A 17,316-nucleotide genomic window follows, 5' to 3' on the forward strand; every position below is an offset into this window, starting at 1 on the left:
ACCGATCCGCCACACAATCCAGCATGCGATGCACTGGTCACGATGGCGACGCTCCAGCCAAGCCCGAGCACGTACTAGCCACTACCGACGACGCGGCCATCACGAAGTGTCGTTGCAGTACTAGGGCGTGTCTGAGAAAGGTTTCGGTTGGCGGCTGAGATGCTGCCCGGTGTGTCGCGGTTTCAGTTGCTCTCAGACGATCAGTGGGCGTTGATCGAGGACCTGCTTCCGGTCCGCACCGGCAAACAAGGTCGGCCGTTCTCGGATGCCAGGTCGATGGTCGAGGGGATCATCTACCGGTATCGGTGCGGGATTGCCTGGCGGGATGTGCCCGGGGTGTTCGGTCCGTGGCAGACGATCTGGACCTGGCACCGGCGGATGGCCGGCGACGGAACCTGGGACACCGTGCTGCAACGGCTGCTCGCCGAAGCCGACGCGGCGGGCCTGGTGGATTGGTCGGTGTCGGTGGACTCGACGATCGCGCGGGCGCATCAGCACGCCACCACCATCACTCGCCCCACAGGGGGCTGGGTCGAACTACACGGATCTGCTGACCGAGCCGCCTGACCACGCGATCGGCCGCTCCCGTGGCGGCTGGAGCACCAAAGTCCACCACCTCGTCGACGGCAACGGCCGACCACTGGTGACGTTGGTCGGGCCCGGCCAGGCCGGGGACGCACCGATGTTCCCGCACCTGATGCGACATCTGCGGATCCGTCGGGCCGGACGCGGTCGGGCCCGCACCCGACCCGACCGCGTCCGTGGTGACAAGGCCTATTCCTCGCGGGCGATCCGCGGGCATCTGCGCGACCGCGGCATCACGGCGGTGATCCCCGAGCCAGCTGATCAAGCCGGGCACCGCAAACGCCGCGGCTCCCGCGGCGGCCGCCCACCCGCCTTCGACCCGGTCGACTACCGCGGCCGCAACGTGGTCGAACGCTGCTTCAACCTGCTCAAGCAGTGGCGCGGGCTGGCCACTCGCTACGACAAGTTGGCCATCGTCTACCGATCAGCGGTCGTCCTGCATGCCGTGATCACCTGGACCAAAGCATTGTCAGACGCGCCCTAGTGCACGCCCTTCATCAGCCGCCGGATGAACGGGATCAGCGCCAGCAGGATCAGGCCGATCGCGATGGCCACGCCGCCGATGATGCTGAAATACGGCGTCTCGTCGTGCACGTCGTAGGACTCGGCGAGCTTGCCCGACATCGCGGTGCCCAGCGAGACCGACAGGAAGTTCAGCGCCACCATCTGCGTGCGGAACGCCTTCGGCGCGAGCTTCGTCGACAGCGACAGCCCGACCGGCGACAGCATCAGCTCCGCGATCGTGAACACCAGCAGGATGCCGGCCAGGGCGATCAGCGGGCTGCCGTTCACGCCGGTGCCGGTCATCGGCAGGAACAGCAGGAACGCCAGGCCCATGAGCACCGTGCCGAGCACGAACTTCATCGGCGTCGACGGCTGCCTCGGCCCGAGCTTCGTCCAGATCGCGGCGACGATCGGCGCGAAGATGATGATGAACACCGGGTTGATCGAGTTGACCCACGACACCGGCATGTCCCAGCCGAACAGGCTCCGGTCCAGGCGCTGGTCGCTGTAGACCGAGACGACCGTGGACTGCTGCTGGTACAGCGAGAAGAACGCGGCGCTCGCGATGTACATCGGGATGAACGAGAACACGCGGCTGCGCTCGTCGGACGTGATCTTCTTGCTGGTCAGGATGACCACGAAGTACACCACCGAGATCGCGACGACCACGTACACGACCACGTCGGCCAGGTTCGACGGCCCGACCACCCCGGACATGATCAGCGCAGCCACCGCCACCACGATCACCACGGCGACACCGATCGCCATCCAGCGCTGCGAAGGCAGCAGCGGGTTGGGGACCTCCGACGCCTTCGCGCCCAGGTTCTTGCGGCCGAGCGTGTACTGGATCAGGCCGAGCGCCATGCCGATCGCGGCGAGGCCGAAGCCCAGGTGGAAGCCGACCTCCGACTGCGCCAGCCCGGTGAGCAGCGGGCCGATGAAGCCGCCCAGGTTGATGCCCATGTAGAAGATCGTGAAGCCGGCGTCGCGGCGCTCGTCGCCCTCGGCGTAGAGCGTGCCGACCACGGCGGTGGCGTTGGCCTTGAGGCCGCCGGAGCCGATCGCGACGCACGCGAGGCCCACGCCGATACCGGTCAGGCCCGGCAGCAGCGCCAGCGCGATGTGGCCGATCATCACCAGCACGGCGCTGTAGAACAGCGTGCGCTCGGAGCCGAGCAGGCGGTCGGCCACCCACGCGCCGATCACGGTGGCGAGGTAGACCGTGCCGCCGTACGCGCCGACCACGCCGAGCGCGTCGCCCTGGTCGATGCCGAGTCCGCCCTGGTCGGCCTTGTAGTACAGGTAGATGGCGAGGATGCCGAGCATCCCGTAGTAGGAGAACCGCTCCCACATCTCCACGCCGAAGAGGTTCGCCAGCCCTCGTGGGTGCCCGAAGAACCTCGTGTCGTGCTGGGCCTCGGTAGAGGTACTCACAACTGTCTCGTCCTTGTCCTAGACAACGTTGTCGTTTCCGATTCGCATGCTAGATGGCAAATGGGTGAAACGAACACCGGAGTGGATGTGGGAAGCGTCATCGAAGGCCCTCACGAGCGCTTCGCGTTCGTTAAGATGAGATCAAAGGTGCGCCGGGAAGCCTGGTCGGCAAGAGTCTGTGTTCGTTGCCGACCCCTGGAGGGTTCTGCCCGTGACCGCTTCCCGCCCGGCCCGCGCCGCCGCCGAGTTCGCCCGTTACCTGCGCACGGAGACGACCGGCGGGATCATCCTGCTGGTCGCCACGGCCGTCGCGCTGATCTGGGCCAACTCGCCCGCCGGTGACGTCTACCGGGCCGTGCGCGACTTCGAGATCGGCCCCGAGTTCCTGCACCTGAACCTGTCGATCGGCGACTGGGCGAAGGACGGGCTGCTCGCGTTGTTCTTCTTCGTCGCCGGGCTGGAGCTCAAGCGCGAGCTCGTGGTGGGTGAGCTCTCGCGGTTCAAGCAGGCGGTGCTGCCGGTGATCGCGGCCGTCGGCGGAATGGTCGTGCCGGCGCTGCTCGCGCTGGCCGTGGCCTGGGGCACGCCGGGGATCGACCGCGCGTGGGCGATCCCCGTGGCCACGGACATCGCGTTCGCGCTCGGCGTGCTCGCGCTGACGGCATCGAACCTGCCGAGCAGCGCGCGGGTGTTCCTGCTGTCGCTGGCGGTGGTCGACGACCTCGGCGCGATCCTCGTGATCGCGATCGTCTTCACCACCGGGTTCGACCTCGTGGCCGCGGCCGTCGCCGTGGTGGCGCTCGCGCTGTACTGGTTCCTGCAGCACAAACGCGTGCGCACGACCTGGTTGTACGTGCCGCTCGCGGTGGTCACCTGGGTCGCGGTCCACGCCACGGGCATCCACGCGACCATCGCCGGCGTCGCGCTCGGGCTGCTCACCCGCGTGAAGCCCGACGAAGGCGAGGGCGAGGCGCCTGCGCTGCGGCTTGAGCACCGGCTGCAGCCGTGGTCGGCGGCGGTCGCGGTGCCCGTGTTCGCGCTGTTCGCCGCGGGCATCTCGGTGAGCGGGCACGCGTTGGGACAGGTCTTCACCACCGCGTTGCCGCTGGCTGTCCTGTTGGGACTGGTCGTGGGCAAGTTCGTCGGCATCCTCGGGGCGAGCGTGCTGGCGGTGAAGCTGGGCGTCGCGGAAAAGCCCACCGGCACGGGTTGGCGTGATCTCTCGGCGCTGGCGTTGCTCGGCGGCGTCGGCTTCACCGTGAGCCTGCTGATCTCGGACCTCGCGCTCGACGAGGCGACGAGCGACCTCGCGAAAGCGGCGGTGCTGATCGCGTCCGCCATCGCCTCGCTGGCGTCCGCCGCGCTGCTGTTGCGACGCAGCCGGGCACACGCGCGCGGATCCGATCCCGACACTCCCGACGGTCCGCCGCGCCCGGGGAACGGGTACGTGGCACGATGACCCGGTGACCAGCCCCAAACACGAACGCACCGGCCCCGACGGCGTGGGGGCCGTGCCCTACCTGCCCCTGTCGAGCGACGAGGAGGCCGCGGCGGCGGAACAGTCCATCGGCAAACTCGTCGGCGACGCCACCCAGCACCTGTCGACGCTGGTCAGGGCCGAGGTCGAGCTGGCGAAGTCGGAGCTGGTCGGCGAGATGAAGAAGGGGCTCAAGGGAGCCGTTTACTTCCTCATCGCGCTCGCCGTGGGGCTCTACAGCTCGTACTTCCTGTTCCTTTTCATCGCGGAGATCCTGTCGGACTGGTGGGGCGTCCGCTGGCCGGCGTTCCTCACCGTGTTCGGCCTGATGCTGCTGACCACCGCCGTCACGGCGTTCCTCGGCTGGCGCAAGGTGAAGAAGCTGAAGGCGCCGGAGCGCACGATCGACAGCGTCAAGGAGACGGCCGCGGCCCTCAAGCCGCGTCGCGCCGCCGAAGACGACCTGCCCGCGACGCGTCCCTGACGCGGGACCGCGCCCAGGCTGAGTTACCAATCCGGCCGAAAGCACGCCGGCCCGTAACCGTTGCTACGAAGTCATTCGGCCGTGGCTGTGGTTGGATTGGTAACGATCGGCACAGTACCGGCTGAAGCGGAGCCCGCAGTGCAGCTCACGCCCGACCCGTCGATCGTCCGGATCGACGGTCCGTGGACGCACCGCGACGTCTCGGCCAACGGCATCCGCCTGCACGTCGCCGAGCTCGGCGACGGACCACTGGTCCTGCTGCTGCACGGCTTCGGCGAGTTCTGGTGGACGTGGCACCACCAGCTGCGCGGCCTCGCGGACGCCGGTTTCCGCGCCGTCGCCGTCGACCTGCGCGGCTATGGCGACTCCGACAAACCCCCGCGCGGCTACGACGCGTGGACGCTCGCCGGCGACGTCGGCGGCCTGGTCAAGGCCCTCGGCGCCCGCCGCGCGCACCTCGTCGGCCACGCCTGGGGCGGCATGCTCGCCTGGACGGTCGCCTCCCTGCACCCCCGGCTCGTGTCCTCCGTGACGGCCGTCGGCGCCGCGCACCCGCTCGCACTGAAGTCCGCCGTGCTGCGTTCGCCCCGCCGCCAAGCCCGCGCGGTCGGGCACCTGTTCCGCTTCCAGGTGCCGATGGCGCCGGAGAAGTGGCTGGTACGCGACGGCGCCGCCAACGTGGAGTCGTTGTTCCACAGCTGGTCCGGCCCGGTCTGGCGGTCCTCTTCGGACTTCACCGACACCGTCGCCCGCTTCCGCCAGGCGATGCTGATCCCGGGCGTCGCGCACTCCGCGCTGGAGTACTACCGCTGGGCCTTCCGCGCCCAGTTCCGCGGCGAGGGCCGCCGCTTCACCGACGCCGTGGGCGAACGCGTCACCGCCCCCGTCCTGCAACTGCACGGCGCCGCCGACACCTGCATCGTCCCGGAAACCGCGCGCGCTTCCGTGCACTGGGCCGGACCCCACGGCGAGCCTCGCGTCTGGCCCGGCGTCGGGCACTTCCCGCACCTGGAGGAGCCGGACCGCGTGACGAAGTCCGTTGTGGACTTCGTGAGCTGAGCGGACTTCGTGAGCTGGCTCAGCTCGCGCAGGCGCCCGTGCTCACGTTCGTCGTCTGGGACGGCGCCGCGGCGACCTCGGCGCGGACCTGTTCCGCGGTCAGGGTGAAGCCGGTGTCCGGGTCTTCCACCGCCGCGCCGAAGACGACGCCGATGACGTCGCCGTCGGGGGTGATCATGGGGCCGCCGGAGTTGCCGCTGCGGATGCCGGCGCGGATGGTGAAGACGTCGCGCTGCACGGTGTTGGCGTCGTAGATGTCCGGGCCGCGCAGGTTGATGCGGCCGCGCACGCGGGCGGCGGTGGAGGTGTACGGGCCGTCGAGCGGGTAGCCGAGCACGATGGCGTTGTCGCCGGCGCGCGCGGTTTCCTGGGCGAACGGCAGCGCGGGCGCGGACAGGCCCGGCACCGCCAGCACGGCGATGTCGACCTCGGGGTTGAAGTACACGACGCGCGCCCGGTAGTCGCCGCGCGTGGACTCGATGCCGACCTCGTCGGTGCCCGCGACCACGTGCGCGTTGGTCATCACGCGCTGCGGCGCAATCACGAAACCACTGCCCTCCAGCGATTTCGAGCACGACGGCGCGTTGCCACGGATCTTCACCACGCTCGGGTGCACCCGGCGCGCGACCGCGGTGATGTTCATCGACGTGTCCGGCGGCGCGGCGTCGGCGGCCGGCGCCTTCTCGAACGGCGAGAGCGCCGACGGGAAGCCCGAGGCGTCGAGCAGCTTGCGCAGGTCGCTCGGCAGGCCCTGGGCCTCGGCCGGCATCAGGTCGTTGACCTCGCCCAGCACCACCGACGAGTTGATCGACTTCGCCAGCCCCGGGATGGCCGACACGGTGGTGAGCGGGTTCGCCACCAGCCAGGCCACCACGAAAACCGCGGCGGCCTGGACGATCGCGCCCAACGTCTTGTCCACTCCGGACAGCTTGTCCGGGTTGATCTTCTGGCGCAGCTTGCGCCCGATCCACACCCCGAGCGTCTCGCCGAGCACCACGAGGAACACGACCACGGCGAGCGCGAAGGCCACCTTCGCGACGGGACTGTCGAACAGCTCGATCACGAACGGCGCCAGCTTCACGCCGAGCACCGCCCCGATGGCGACGCCGATCAGCGCGGGCAGCGCGACGATCACGCCCTGGAACGCCCCCGAGACAGCCGCCAGCACCGCCAGCACCAGCACGAGGACATCGACCCAGTTCACGCCGTCACTCCTCGTTCGCCTCTCCCCGCGCCGCGTTCCGGGCCCGGTGTTCGGCCAACGCTACGTCAAGGTCGCGCACGTCGCCGGTGTCCCACTCGCGCTCCCAGCCACCGAGTGAAAGCAGCGCCGACAGCAGCCCCGCGGTGAAGCCCCACACGAACAGACCCTCGACGTCGAACGCCGGGCCCGTCCACGAGCGGCCGCGCATCCGCACGCGGAAGCGGTTGGCCGGATCTGCGAGGTCCGCGAGCGCGACGCGCGCGACGGCGGCCGTCTCGCCGGGATCCACGGCGTGCACGGGCGAGGGCGTGTGCCAGTACGCGAGCACGGGCGTCACGGCGAAGCGCGACACCGGCACGGGCAGCTCCGGCAGGATCGCGACGGGCAGGATCCCCGACGGGTCCACGCCCGTCTCCTCCTCGGCCTCGCGCAGGGCCGTGCCGACGGGCCCGCCGTCGCCGTCCTCCGCGCCGCCGCCCGGGAACGCGACCTGGCCCGCGTGGGAGCCGAGCGTGTCGGCGCGGCGCTGCAGCAGCACGTCGGGACCGTCGGCGCGTTCACCGAAGAGGATCAGGACGGCGGCCGAGCGCGTGAGCGAGTCGTCGACGGTGAAGCGGCTGAACGCGCGGCTGTCGACCTCCCCGGACACCTTCACCAGCGGCCGCAGCCACTCCGGCACGGCTTCGGGCTCGACGAGGGGACCGGTCATGAGAAGTCCTTCACGGCTGCGCGCACCTGGTCGGTGCTGTCGAACAAGCGGGGATTGGAGATGAAGCGCACCTGACCGTCGGGGGTCACGAGGTAGGACGCGGGCAAGTTCGAGGGCACCTTGAGGGCGGTGCGGATCGGTCCGGTCGAGCCGCCGCCGTCGTAGACCGAGGGCAGGTGCACGCCGAGGGTCCGCAGCAGGCCGAGCCCGTCGGCCGCGGGGCTGGCCACCTGCACCCCGACCACGCGCACGGCGCCGGGTTCGGTGGCGTACTTCTGCAGCACCGGCAGCTCGGTGCGGCACGGTGTGCACCACGACGCCCACACGTTCACCAGCGTCGGGCCGCCGGCGAGGACCTTGCCGACGTCGACGCGCGAGCCGTCGCCGAGGCAGTCGGCCTGGATGCCGGACAGCTGCGCGACCTCCGTGGCGGCCGGTGGCGGGCACGCGTTCAACGCGGCCTGCGCGCGGGCGGCGGTGAGATCACCCGTCGCGGCGGGCGCGTCCTTCGAGCCACCCCGCGTGGTGAGCACGGCGACCAGCACCGCGACCACCAGGACCGCGACGCCGAGTGCCCACTTGGTGACCGTTGTCACCCTCGCGCCGCCAGCTCGAGGATGTGCTCACGCTCCTCGCCCTTGACGAGCTTCGCGGCGACCTCGAACTCCGTGGGTCCCAGTCCGTAGGACGGGCAGTCCTTCTTCAGCGGGCACGCGCCGCACGCCGGCTTGCGCGCGTGGCACACGCGGCGGCCGTGGAAGATCACGCGGTGCGAGAGCATCGTCCACTCCTTGCGGGGGATCAGCTCCCCCACCGCGTGCTCGACCTTCACCGGGTCTTCCTCGGCGGTCCAGCCCCAGCGGCGCACGAGGCGGCCGAAGTGGGTGTCCACAGTGATTCCCGGCACGCCGAACGCGTTGCCGAGCACGACGTTGGCCGTTTTGCGCCCCACACCGGGGAGTGTGACGAGGTCGTCGAGCTTCTTGGGGACCTCGCCGTCGAAGCGCTCCACGAGCGCCGCGCCGAGGCCCATCACCGAGTTGGCCTTGGCCCTGAAAAACCCGGTGGGCCTCAGGAACTCCTCGAGTTCGGTGCGATCGGCGCCCGCGTAGGCGGCCGCCGTGGGATAGCGCTTGAACAACGCGGGCGTGACCAGGTTCACCCGCACGTCGGTGGTCTGGGCGGAAAGCACCACCGCGACCAGGAGTTCCAGCGGATTCGTGAAGTCCAGCTCGGCTTTCGCGTCGGGATACACCTCGTCGAGGCAACGCTTCATACGCCGGGCGCGTCTCACCAAGGCGAGCCGGCTTTCACCGGCGCCCTCGCGGGGGGCGTTCGTGACGGCAGGTGGCACCCCGATAGCCTACGGGCGCGTCGGACGAGCCGGGCGGGAGCACCCGCCGGTGGACGGCCGACACGCCAGAGCACCACCTCGGCGCACCGTGTGCCGCGAGGAGCGAGGATCTGGAGTCGATGCTTACTTTCCGTAGTGGATGTGCGTCATGACCGCGTGGTTCGTGATTCTGGTCCCACTGGTGATCATGTTCTTCGCTCTCTTCATGGAGCGGGTGGAAAGCCGCCTCAAGCACGTCGCGGTGCAGGAGAACGAGGTCGAGGAGTTCCTGGAGCAGGCCCAACCCAACGAGGTCAGGGCCCTGTACGGCCACGGGATCGGCCGCGCTCTGGAGCTGTTCCGGCTGCGCAGGCTGGGCGGACGGGCAGCCAGGCTACGCGCGCGACGCGTGCGGAGTTAGGCTCCCTGTTCGTGCGAGATCGTCTCCGGCTGCCGCGCCCCGCGCGGCGAGCCGACGGGCGATCTCGCCGACACGCCCTAGACTGACGCGAAAGTGATCGGCGACACGGCCTTCGACCTGCGAAGGAAGTGATCGTTTCTCGACGAGGAGGCACCCGAGGTGGACGAAACCCTGGCCCGTGCGGGCATTTTCCAGGGTGTTGAGCCGGCAGCCGCTGAGGCTCTGGCCCAGACCTTGGAATCCGTGGAGTTCCCCCGCGGCCATGTCATCTTCAGCGAGGGTGAGCCGGGCGACAAGCTGTACATCATCCAGTCCGGCAAGGTGAAGATCGGCCGCAAGTCGCCCGACGGCCGCGAGAACCTGCTGGGGATCTTCGGCCCGTCGGACATGTTCGGCGAGCTGTCCATCTTCGACCCGGGCCCGCGCACGTCGAGTGCGACGACGGTCACCGAGGTCCGCGCCGTCACCATGGACCGCCCGGCCCTGCGCCAGTGGATCTCGACGCGCCCGGAGATCGCGGAGCAGCTGCTGCGCGTCGTGGCCCGCAGGCTGCGCCGGACGAACAACATGGTCGCCGAGCTGATCTTCACCGACGTGCCCGGCCGCGTGGCCCGCGCGCTCCTACAGCTCGCGCAGCGCTTCGGCAGCCAGGAGGCCGGCCTCCTGCGCGTGACCCACGACCTCACGCAGGAGGAGATCGCCCAGTACGTCGGCGCCTCCCGCGAGACCGTCAACAAGGCCCTCGCCGACTTCGCCCACCGCGGCTGGCTGCGGCTGGAAGGCAAGAGCGTCCTGATCCTGGACCCCGAACGCCTGGCCCGCCGCGCGCGGTAACTGCTTTGGACTGAAGGCCACCCCTCGCCACACGGCGTCGGGTGGCCTTCGTCGTTTTTGGGGCTTTTGGGACTGGAGCGGGGATTCAGCCTTTGTGGGCGTCCCCCACACGAGCGGCATCCAGCCGACCATGCCGTGTCGCGGCGCGTTTTTCCTCCACCGCAGGGAAACTAAGTGGACCACCCGGCGGGAGCGAAGCCGCCACAAACGACAAAGAGCCGGGCGCCACCCCCGACGTGGCGCACCGGCTCCTTGCCTCGCGCGGACCATCCCCCGACGACCCGCGCTCCCCGCCCTCCGGTTCAGGCCCCGACCCGTATGCCGGAGGGAGTTGGGATGTGCTGTTTCTCAACCATCATGGCCACTACCCACGAATTCAAGGCCATTCACTCTCAAGGACGCCGCTTCGGCCGTTTCGTTGCACGAGTTCACCGAGAATCCATAGAGCGTTACGGGATCGAGACCTCTGCGGCGTAACCGACGCCGTTCGATGGCGGTGACGCACCTGACCGCAAAACAACTGGTACTTCCGTACCACTCTCAGGCATACTGGTACGCGTGTCCCACTCTGCTCGCTCCGAAGGCCGCACCACACTCGCCGACTACCGTGCCGCGCTGAGGGCCCCTGGCTCTCGCCGCCCGGTCGTCGCGTCGGTGCTCGCCCGCTTGCCGATCGCGATGATCGGCATCTCGGCGCTGCTCTACGTGCAGCGCGAGACCGGTTCGTTCGCCGCAGCCGGGCTGGTTTCCGCCAGCTCGCTCGCCGGCGTGTCCGTGGGCGCGGTGGTGCAGGGGCGCCTCATCGACCGCTACGGGCCCACGCGGCCGCTGCTGGCCACGGTGGGACTGTTCGCGCTGTCGATGGTCGCGCTGGCCCTGGCGATCGAGGCGCACGCGCCGACGGTCGTCTTGGTTGCGCTGGCCGCCGCCACGGGTCTGTCGGAGCCGATGATCGGGTCGGCCTCGCGTGCGTTGTGGACGAAGCTGCTTCCGGAAGGCCCCGCGCGCAACGCGGCCTTCTCGTACGAAGCGATCAGCATGGAAGTGTTCTTCATCCTCGGCCCGGGCATCGCGGGTCTGCTGATCACGGCGCCGTGGGCCGGCACGGGCATGGTCGCGGGCGCCGCGGCGATGGTCACCGGCGCGACGGTGTTCGCGCTGAGCCCCGCCGTGCGCGCCTGGGGCCCTGCTCCGCGCGCGAAGTCGAAGCTGCTGGGTGCGCTGGCGAGCCCGGGCATGCGGACGCTCGCCGTGGCCGCGTTGGGCTTCGGTGTGGTGATCGGGTTCGTCGAGGTGGCCGTGCCGGCCGCCGCGACGGAGTCCGGGCACGCGGCGTTGAGCGGGCTGCTGCTTTCGGCGTGGTCGCTGACGTCGGTGGCGTTCGGCGTGGCCTACAGCCTGCACCCGTGGCCGCGCCGGCTGGGCCTGCGCCTGCCCGCGTTGCTGGGCGGGTTCGGCGCACTGGTGGCGCTGCTGGCGCTGCCGTCGTCGCTGTGGGCGCTGGCGCTGCTGATGCTGCTGGCGGGCGCGCTGATCACCCCGCAGTCGACCACGCACTCGACGGCGATCGAGACCGTCGCGCCGCGCGGTACGGCCGCGGAGGCCTTCGGCTGGGTCCTCACGGCGGTGACGCTGGGGCTGGCCGCGGGCCAGTCGGTGAGCGGTTACCTGGTCGAGCACTCGGGCCCGAGCGCGTCGTTCCTGGCCGCCGGCGGGGCCGGGGTGGCGCTGGCGATCGTGGTGTGGCTGATGCGCGGCACCGTGCGCGCGCCGGCGTCGGAGCCGACCGGCTCGGGTGAGCTCGTCGGCGCCGGAAACTGACGTTTCCGCAGTTCAGAAGGGCCGTGGCCGGTTTCTGTCGGTGGTCCGCGCTAGCTTCGCGGGCATGGATCTGACGTCACCGGCACGGCCGCTGTCCACAGCCGTGAACGCCGCCGCGCGCCTGCTGCCGAGGCAGGCCGCGCTGCGGCTGCGGGCCGACGCGGACGGGCTCGAGGTCGCTGGCAGCGACCGTGACCTGTCCGTGCGGTTGGCGTGCCCGGCGACGTCGCACACCGACGGGGAGGTGCTCGTGCCGGCGGCGCCGCTGGCCGAGACGCTGAAGATGCTGGACGTCGACCAGGTGCGCCTGGTCGTCGAAGGCAGCCGGCTGGCGGTGCGCGTGGAAGGGGCGCGCTTCGCCTTGCCGCTGCTGGACCGGGGTGCGCGCGTGGAGCCCGCGCAACCGCCGCGGTTGTCCGAAGTGGACGGGGAGCTGCTGGCGGCCGCGGTCCGCACGGTCGCGGGCACGGCGGCGAAGGACGATCCGCTGCCGGTCTTCACAGGCGTGCGCGTGCAGAGCTCCGGTGACACGCTCGTGCTCACCGCCTCCGACCGCTACCGCATGGCCGTGGCGCGCGTGCCGTTGCGAGCGGTGTGGGGGCCGCTCGACGTGCTCGTGCCCGCGCGCCTGCTGACCGAGGCCACGCGCCACGCCACGGGCACTCTGACCCTCCACGCCGACTCCGGCCACTTCGGCCTGGCCTGGGCCGGCGGCACCGTCACCACCGCCGTCCTCGACGCGGGGTTCCTGTCGGCCGACGCGATTCCGAGCGGCGGCGTCGACACGGAGGTCGAGCTGCCCGCCGACGCCCTCGCCGCGGCCATCCGTCGCGTCGGCGTCTACGCCGAAGACCGCCGCGTCCTGACCCTCGAAGTGGGCGACGCGCACGTCCGCCTCGCCAGCACCCGCGCCGACACGGGCGAAGCCGAGGAAACCCTGAAGGCAAACGTTTGCGGCGGCCGCACCTCGCCGTCGTTCCAGGCGCGCTACCTGCTCGACGCCCTCGCGCCCTTCGCCGACTCCACCGTGCGGTTGTCGATCCAGCCGGGGCTGCGCGCGTGTGTCCTGACGGCGGCGGAGCCCCAGGAGGTGAGCCTCACGTACTACCTGATGCCGATGCTGCCCCGCTGAGATTGACGGGACGCGGCCGCCGTGCAGCGGGGCGCACGAATGCCCCTCATCCGTCTCTGAGGGCGCCGTCGACCCTGCTGCGTAGGTACTCCGCAGCGACGCGCGAGATCAGGGCGCGACCCAGCTGCCCGAGCGTTTGATGGTCCGGATCATCGGCGCCGTCTCGACCTGGCGGATGCCGGGGAGGGCGCCGAGGCGGGTGGCGAGGAAGTCGTAGAGGGCGTCGTCGTCGCGGCAGCCGACGCTGAGGGCCAGGTTGGTCGGGCCGGTGGTGGCCGCGACCTGCGCGACTTCCGGATAGGTCGCGACCTCGCGGGCGACCGCGTCGAGGCGGGACGGAGTGACGCCGAGCCACAACAAGGCCGACAGCGACGCACCGAGCAGGGCGGCATCCACCTCGACGTCGAAGTAGAGCGCGCCCGAGGAGCGCAGGTGCCCGAGGCGGCGCCGGACGGTCGTTTCGGAGCGTCGCGACGCGGCGGCGAGCGAGGCCAGCGAGGCGCGGCCGTCGTGGGCCAGGGCGGTGAAGAGGGCGTCGTCACCGGGCTCCAGGCGCGGCGCCGCGCCGCTGTGCTCCCAGACGGGGGTCAGCGCGGCGACCTGAGCGGCGTCCAACGCACTCGCCCGCCCCGGCCAGCCCGCCGGACCACCGGCGAAGCGGCGCAGCAACCGGTGCGCCGTCACGGACACCGCGCGCGGCGTACGCGGCAGTTGTCCCAGCAGCAGGCCCTCGTCGGCCTCCTGGAGGGGCGCCGAGGTGTAGCAGGCGATCTCCGTGCCGCCGGAGGTGAGGCTGACCCACGACGTGTCGTCGCGCCGCGCCAGGGCCGTGGCGATGGCGCCGGCCGCGTCGGGCATGCAGCGCACGCGCAGCAGCCACACAACGCGACCGAGTTTGGTCACCTCCGGCACGCCCACGACCCGCACCACCCCCGTCGACCGCAGCCGGTGGTAGCGCCGCGCCACGGTCTGGTCCGACACGCCCAGCACCTCGGCCAAGCGGCTGAACGGCACGCGCCCGTCGAGCTGGAACGCGTGCGTCAGCCGGCGGTCGAGGTCGTCGAGCTGAGGTGAATCCACCGGATCAGCGTATTCCCTGTCGGATTTCGAGCACTTGGAGCGAATGAGCAGCCGGAACCACCGGCCTGGACGAGAGTCGGGAGCACCGGAAGGAGCCGCGAATGAACCTCGACCACACCGTGTTCCTGGCCCAGCGCTACGAGCGCGTCTGGCAGCTCTACGAGCAGCTCGGCTTCACCCTCAGCCCGCCGTCGCGCCACTTCGCCGCGGGCACCAGCGGCAGCGAGCCGACGCTGAGCTGCACGGCCAACCGCTGCGTCTACTTCGGCGACTCGTTCGTCGAGCTGATCGGCATCGTCGACGCGACGGCGGGCGATCCGTGGCACGTGCTGCCCATCGCCGCGCGCGGTGACGGCCTGCACGGGGTGTCCTTCGGCGTCCCCGACACCGAGGCCGCCGAGCGTCGGCTGCGCGAAGCCGGCCTGTCGAAGTCCGGTGTGCTTTCCCTGCAACGCGACGTCGACACCGCCGAAGGCCCCCGCACCGCGCGGTTCCGCAGCGTCCACCTGCTCCGCGACCGCACGCCGGAGGGCATCCTGCACACCGCCGAGCACCTCACGCCGGAGCACGTGTTCCAGCGGCAGTTCCTCAGCCACGCCAACACGGCGAACGGTCTCGACAGCGTCCAGCTCGTCGTCGCCGACGCCGATCTCCCCGCCTACACCGAGCGCTACGAACGAATCCTCGACCAGAAGCCCACGGGCACCTCGTTCGCGCTGGGCACCGGCCGCCTCGACCTCGTCCCCGTGACGAGGCTCGACGACGTCCTCCCCGGCGAGCAGGCCCCCCGTCTGCCGTACTTCGCGGCGCAGACCGTCGCCGTCGAAACCCTCACTCCCGCAAGGAAACTGGCCGCCGACGCCGGCCTCCCCACCGTCGACCTGCGCGGCGGCGGCTTCTTCGTCCCCGCCGCCCACGCCGGCGGTGCGGCCCTCGGTTTCGTGGAAAGGTGAACGTGATGATCATCGAGACGACCACCGGCAAGGTCCGCGGCGCCGGCGGCGCGTTCCGCGGCATTCCCTACGCCCACCAGGAACGTTCCAGCCGCCCACTCAAGCCCCCACCTGGACGGGCGTGCGCGACGCACTGGAGCCCGGCCCGGCGCCGATCCAGCTGCCGTCGCGGCTCGAGCGCGTGATCGGGCCGATGTCCTTGGCCCAGTCGGAGGATTGCCTGTCGGTCAACGTCTTCACGCCCTCGACCACCGGCTCGCGCCCGGTCCTGGTGTGGATCCACGGCGGCGCGTTCCTCACCGGCTCCGGCGGCCAGGGCTGGTACGACGGCACGCGCCTCGCGAACGAGGCCGACGTCGTGGTGGTCACCGTCAACTACCGCCTCGGCGTGCTCGGTTTCCTGCCCCTCGACGGCATCGCGCCGCCGAACCTCGGCATCGCCGACCAGCTCGCCGCGCTGGAGTGGGTGCGCGACAACGTGGCGGCCTCCGGCGGCGACCCCGGGCGCGTCACGCTCGCCGGCCAGTCGGCGGGCGCCCAGTCGACGCTCACCCTCTGGTCCGCCCCTCGCGCGCAGGGCCTGGTGCACCAGATCGGGCTGCAGAGCGCGCCCGTCGGCGTGCTGCCGCAGACGCCGGACGAAGCGGCGGACTCGGCGGACCGGTACCTCCACGCCCTGGGCGTGCGCAGCGCGGCCGAGCTCACCACGATGCCCACCGACCGGCTGCTCGACGGCCTCAAAGCCCTCGCCGCCCGGGCCAAGGCGGGGATCTCGCTGCCGTTCCAGCTCGTCGCCGACCACGACCTCGTCGCCGACGACCTCATCGCCGCCGCGAAACCGGCCCGCGCGCTCGTGAGCTGGACCCGCGACGAGGTCCGCGCCTACGGTCCCGAAGCGCCCCAGGAACAAATCGACCAGCAGACGGCCGCCATCTTCAGCGGCGATCTGCCCCGGCTGACCAAACAGCTCGGCGAAGACGCGACCCTCATGCGCTTCGACTGGGGCGCTCCCGGCAACCCGTACGGCGCCTGCCACTGCATCGACGTCCCGTTCCTCTTCGGCACGCACGACGCCGCCCCAGGTGCCGCCTGCCTCGCCGGCGCACCCGAAGGCCTGCCCGAGATCACCGACCTGCGCCAGATCTGGGCGCAGTTCCTCCACGGCGAACGCCCGGTCATCGACACCCCGCTGCTCACCGCGTTCTGACGACGAAAAAGGGCCGCTCACCAGCCCGGTGAGCGGCCCTTCCCCAAATCGTCAGGCCGCCGAAGCCGCCTTCACCGCCGCCTCGACCTCGGCGAACGACGGGTTCACCATCGCGGTCGACCCGACGATCACCGTCGGCACGGTCTCGTTGCCGTCGGCCACCTCGCGCACGCGCTCGGCCGCGCCCGGCTCCTCCCAGATGTTGATCTCCTTGACGTTCAGGCCGCTCGCCATCAGCGGCCGCCGCAGCGCCGCGCAGAAGCCGCAGCCCGGCCGCCAGTAGAACTCGACCTCGACGTCACTCATCGCCCGTCCTCCGAAGCACGTAGGTAGTCCAGCTGCGCCCGCACGCTCTGTTCGGCAGGCGCCCACAGCGCCCGGTCGACGTCCGCGTAGACCACCTCGACCACCTGTCGCGGCGACGCGTCGGCCCCGAGCACCTTCAAAGCGGAACGCACCTGGTCCAGCCGCTGTTCCCGGTGGGCCAGGTATTCGCGCGCGGTCGCGGGCAGATCGGCCAGCTCCGGGCCGTGGCCGGGCAGGCCGGGGGTGCCTTCGGGCAGCTCGATGAGCTTGCGCAGCGACCGCAGGTAGTCGCCGAGGTCCTTGAGCACGGTCGTGCCGCGCCCGAGGATCGTGTCGCCGGTCAGGATCTGCCCCGCGACGTGCAGGGACACGGAATCGTCGGTGTGCCCGGGCGTGTGCAGCACGCGGAACTCGAGCCCACCCGCGGTGAACACCTCACCGTCGGCCAAGGCCGGCGCGCCGACGCACAGCGAAGCGTCGAACGCGCGGATCGGCGCGCCCACGCGCTCGGCGAACCACGGCGCGCCCTCGGCGTGGTCGGCGTGGTGGTGGGTCAGCACCACGAGCTCCACGGCGCCGACGGCCGCGAGCTTCTCCAGGTGCTCCAGGTCCTGGTAGCCGGGGTCGACGACCACGCCGGCCGGCGCGTCCGGACCACGCAGGACCCAGCTGTTCGTGCCCTCGAGCGTCATCGTCGACGGGTTGTTCTCCAGCAGCACCTGCACGGTCTCGGAGACGCGGCGAAGCACGCCGTACGCGGGAGCAGTCACCGG

General features: G+C 71.0%; 19 protein-coding genes. 11 read left to right on the forward strand and 8 right to left on the reverse strand.

The features are described 5' to 3' along the window. Positions 1 to 147: 147 nt before the first annotated feature. Complete coding sequence (locus ACQPXB_RS46690; protein ID WP_432848450.1) at positions 148 to 567, forward strand: transposase; 420 nt, start codon at positions 148 to 150, stop codon at positions 565 to 567. 7 nt (positions 568 to 574) lie between these two features. Then, on the forward strand, positions 575 to 1,069 hold the full coding sequence (locus tag ACQPXB_RS46695) for an IS5 family transposase (protein ID WP_432857127.1): 495 nt from the start codon (positions 575 to 577) through the stop codon (positions 1,067 to 1,069). Here ACQPXB_RS46695 and ACQPXB_RS46700 read toward each other — a convergent pair. Then, positions 1,066 to 2,523: a peptide MFS transporter gene (locus ACQPXB_RS46700; protein WP_432848452.1), complete on the reverse strand. Its 1,458-nt coding sequence runs from the start codon at positions 2,521 to 2,523 to the stop codon at positions 1,066 to 1,068. The two genes, ACQPXB_RS46695 and ACQPXB_RS46700, sit on opposite strands and share 4 nt — an antisense overlap. A 211-nt stretch (positions 2,524 to 2,734) precedes the next feature. Between ACQPXB_RS46700 and nhaA the strand changes: the two genes are divergently transcribed. From nhaA to ACQPXB_RS46715, 3 genes are all read left to right on the forward strand, one after another. Continuing rightward, positions 2,735 to 3,982, forward strand: coding sequence for a Na+/H+ antiporter NhaA (gene nhaA / locus ACQPXB_RS46705; RefSeq protein ID WP_432848454.1), 1,248 nt, complete (start codon positions 2,735 to 2,737; stop codon positions 3,980 to 3,982). 4 nt (positions 3,983 to 3,986) lie between these two features. Then, complete coding sequence (locus ACQPXB_RS46710; protein WP_366583981.1) at positions 3,987 to 4,484, forward strand: phage holin family protein; 498 nt, start codon at positions 3,987 to 3,989, stop codon at positions 4,482 to 4,484. 138 nt (positions 4,485 to 4,622) lie between these two features. Then, positions 4,623 to 5,543, forward strand: coding sequence for an alpha/beta fold hydrolase (locus tag ACQPXB_RS46715; RefSeq protein ID WP_432848457.1), 921 nt, complete (start codon positions 4,623 to 4,625; stop codon positions 5,541 to 5,543). A 19-nt stretch (positions 5,544 to 5,562) separates the two neighbouring features. Here ACQPXB_RS46715 and ACQPXB_RS46720 read toward each other — a convergent pair whose 3' ends face one another. From ACQPXB_RS46720 to nth, 4 genes are read right to left on the reverse strand one after another with little or no spacing between them, the layout of a single operon-like run. Next, positions 5,563 to 6,747: a MarP family serine protease gene (locus ACQPXB_RS46720; protein ID WP_366583984.1), complete on the reverse strand. Its 1,185-nt coding sequence runs from the start codon at positions 6,745 to 6,747 to the stop codon at positions 5,563 to 5,565. A gap of 4 nt (positions 6,748 to 6,751) precedes the next feature. Further along, positions 6,752 to 7,456 carry an NUDIX hydrolase gene (locus ACQPXB_RS46725; RefSeq protein ID WP_366583985.1) on the reverse strand — a complete coding sequence of 235 codons (705 nt, stop codon included), beginning with the start codon at positions 7,454 to 7,456 and terminating at the stop codon, positions 6,752 to 6,754. Next, positions 7,453 to 8,052: a TlpA family protein disulfide reductase gene (locus ACQPXB_RS46730; RefSeq protein ID WP_366583986.1), complete on the reverse strand. Its 600-nt coding sequence runs from the start codon at positions 8,050 to 8,052 to the stop codon at positions 7,453 to 7,455. Before ACQPXB_RS46730 ends, ACQPXB_RS46725 begins: the two co-directional genes overlap by 4 nt. Beyond that, positions 8,049 to 8,732, reverse strand: coding sequence for an endonuclease III (gene nth, locus ACQPXB_RS46735; RefSeq protein ID WP_366583987.1), 684 nt, complete (start codon positions 8,730 to 8,732; stop codon positions 8,049 to 8,051). The genes ACQPXB_RS46730 and nth overlap by 4 nt, the downstream gene beginning before the upstream one ends. A 226-nt stretch (positions 8,733 to 8,958) precedes the next feature. Between nth and ACQPXB_RS46740 the strand changes: the two genes are divergently transcribed. From ACQPXB_RS46740 to ACQPXB_RS46755, 4 genes are all read left to right on the forward strand, one after another. Then, positions 8,959 to 9,210, forward strand: a complete 252-nt coding sequence (locus tag ACQPXB_RS46740; RefSeq protein WP_204092841.1) for a hypothetical protein — start codon at positions 8,959 to 8,961, stop codon at positions 9,208 to 9,210. Between the two features lie 159 nt (positions 9,211 to 9,369). Continuing rightward, complete coding sequence (locus tag ACQPXB_RS46745; protein ID WP_204092840.1) at positions 9,370 to 10,044, forward strand: Crp/Fnr family transcriptional regulator; 675 nt, start codon at positions 9,370 to 9,372, stop codon at positions 10,042 to 10,044. A 558-nt stretch (positions 10,045 to 10,602) separates the two neighbouring features. Further along, positions 10,603 to 11,865, forward strand: a complete 1,263-nt coding sequence (locus tag ACQPXB_RS46750; protein WP_432848461.1) for an MFS transporter — start codon at positions 10,603 to 10,605, stop codon at positions 11,863 to 11,865. Between the two features lie 64 nt (positions 11,866 to 11,929). After that, on the forward strand, positions 11,930 to 12,997 hold the full coding sequence (locus ACQPXB_RS46755; protein ID WP_432848463.1) for a DNA polymerase III subunit beta: 1,068 nt from the start codon (positions 11,930 to 11,932) through the stop codon (positions 12,995 to 12,997). A 108-nt stretch (positions 12,998 to 13,105) separates the two neighbouring features. Here the strand turns inward: ACQPXB_RS46755 and ACQPXB_RS46760 are convergent, their stop codons facing one another. Next, on the reverse strand, positions 13,106 to 14,077 hold the full coding sequence (locus tag ACQPXB_RS46760; protein WP_432848465.1) for an Lrp/AsnC family transcriptional regulator: 972 nt from the start codon (positions 14,075 to 14,077) through the stop codon (positions 13,106 to 13,108). A gap of 101 nt (positions 14,078 to 14,178) precedes the next feature. Between ACQPXB_RS46760 and ACQPXB_RS46765 the strand changes: the two genes are divergently transcribed. Then, positions 14,179 to 15,030: a VOC family protein gene (locus tag ACQPXB_RS46765; protein ID WP_432848467.1), complete on the forward strand. Its 852-nt coding sequence runs from the start codon at positions 14,179 to 14,181 to the stop codon at positions 15,028 to 15,030. A gap of 121 nt (positions 15,031 to 15,151) precedes the next feature. Next, positions 15,152 to 16,237: a carboxylesterase family protein gene (locus ACQPXB_RS46770; RefSeq protein ID WP_432848469.1), complete on the forward strand. Its 1,086-nt coding sequence runs from the start codon at positions 15,152 to 15,154 to the stop codon at positions 16,235 to 16,237. Between the two features lie 51 nt (positions 16,238 to 16,288). On the opposite strand, the gene ACQPXB_RS46775 is transcribed toward ACQPXB_RS46770, so the two are convergent. Both ACQPXB_RS46775 and ACQPXB_RS46780 read right to left on the reverse strand, forming a co-directional pair. After that, entirely contained in the window at positions 16,289 to 16,543 is a 255-nt protein-coding gene (locus ACQPXB_RS46775) for a glutaredoxin family protein (RefSeq protein ID WP_366583991.1), read from the reverse strand. Continuing rightward, positions 16,540 to 17,313: an MBL fold metallo-hydrolase gene (locus ACQPXB_RS46780; protein ID WP_432848472.1), complete on the reverse strand. Its 774-nt coding sequence runs from the start codon at positions 17,311 to 17,313 to the stop codon at positions 16,540 to 16,542. The genes ACQPXB_RS46775 and ACQPXB_RS46780 overlap by 4 nt, the downstream gene beginning before the upstream one ends. Positions 17,314 to 17,316 lie beyond the last annotated feature (3 nt).

Origin of the sequence: Amycolatopsis sp. CA-161197, from assembly GCF_050942255.1 — a bacterium.
GTDB lineage: Bacteria > Actinomycetota > Actinomycetes > Mycobacteriales > Pseudonocardiaceae > Amycolatopsis.

Excerpts from the sequence above, each read along its gene's own strand:
- ACQPXB_RS46765 (WP_432848467.1), top strand. The coding sequence starts at position 14,179 with ATGAACCTCGACCACACCGTGTTCCTGGCCCAGCGCTACGAGCGCGTC.
- ACQPXB_RS46775 (WP_366583991.1), bottom strand. The coding sequence starts at position 16,543 with ATGAGTGACGTCGAGGTCGAGTTCTACTGGCGGCCGGGCTGCGGCTTC.
- ACQPXB_RS46740 (WP_204092841.1), top strand. The coding sequence starts at position 8,959 with ATGACCGCGTGGTTCGTGATTCTGGTCCCACTGGTGATCATGTTCTTC.
- ACQPXB_RS46725 (WP_366583985.1), bottom strand. The coding sequence starts at position 7,456 with ATGACCGGTCCCCTCGTCGAGCCCGAAGCCGTGCCGGAGTGGCTGCGG.
- nth (WP_366583987.1), bottom strand. The coding sequence starts at position 8,732 with ATGAAGCGTTGCCTCGACGAGGTGTATCCCGACGCGAAAGCCGAGCTG.
- ACQPXB_RS46755 (WP_432848463.1), top strand. The coding sequence starts at position 11,930 with ATGGATCTGACGTCACCGGCACGGCCGCTGTCCACAGCCGTGAACGCC.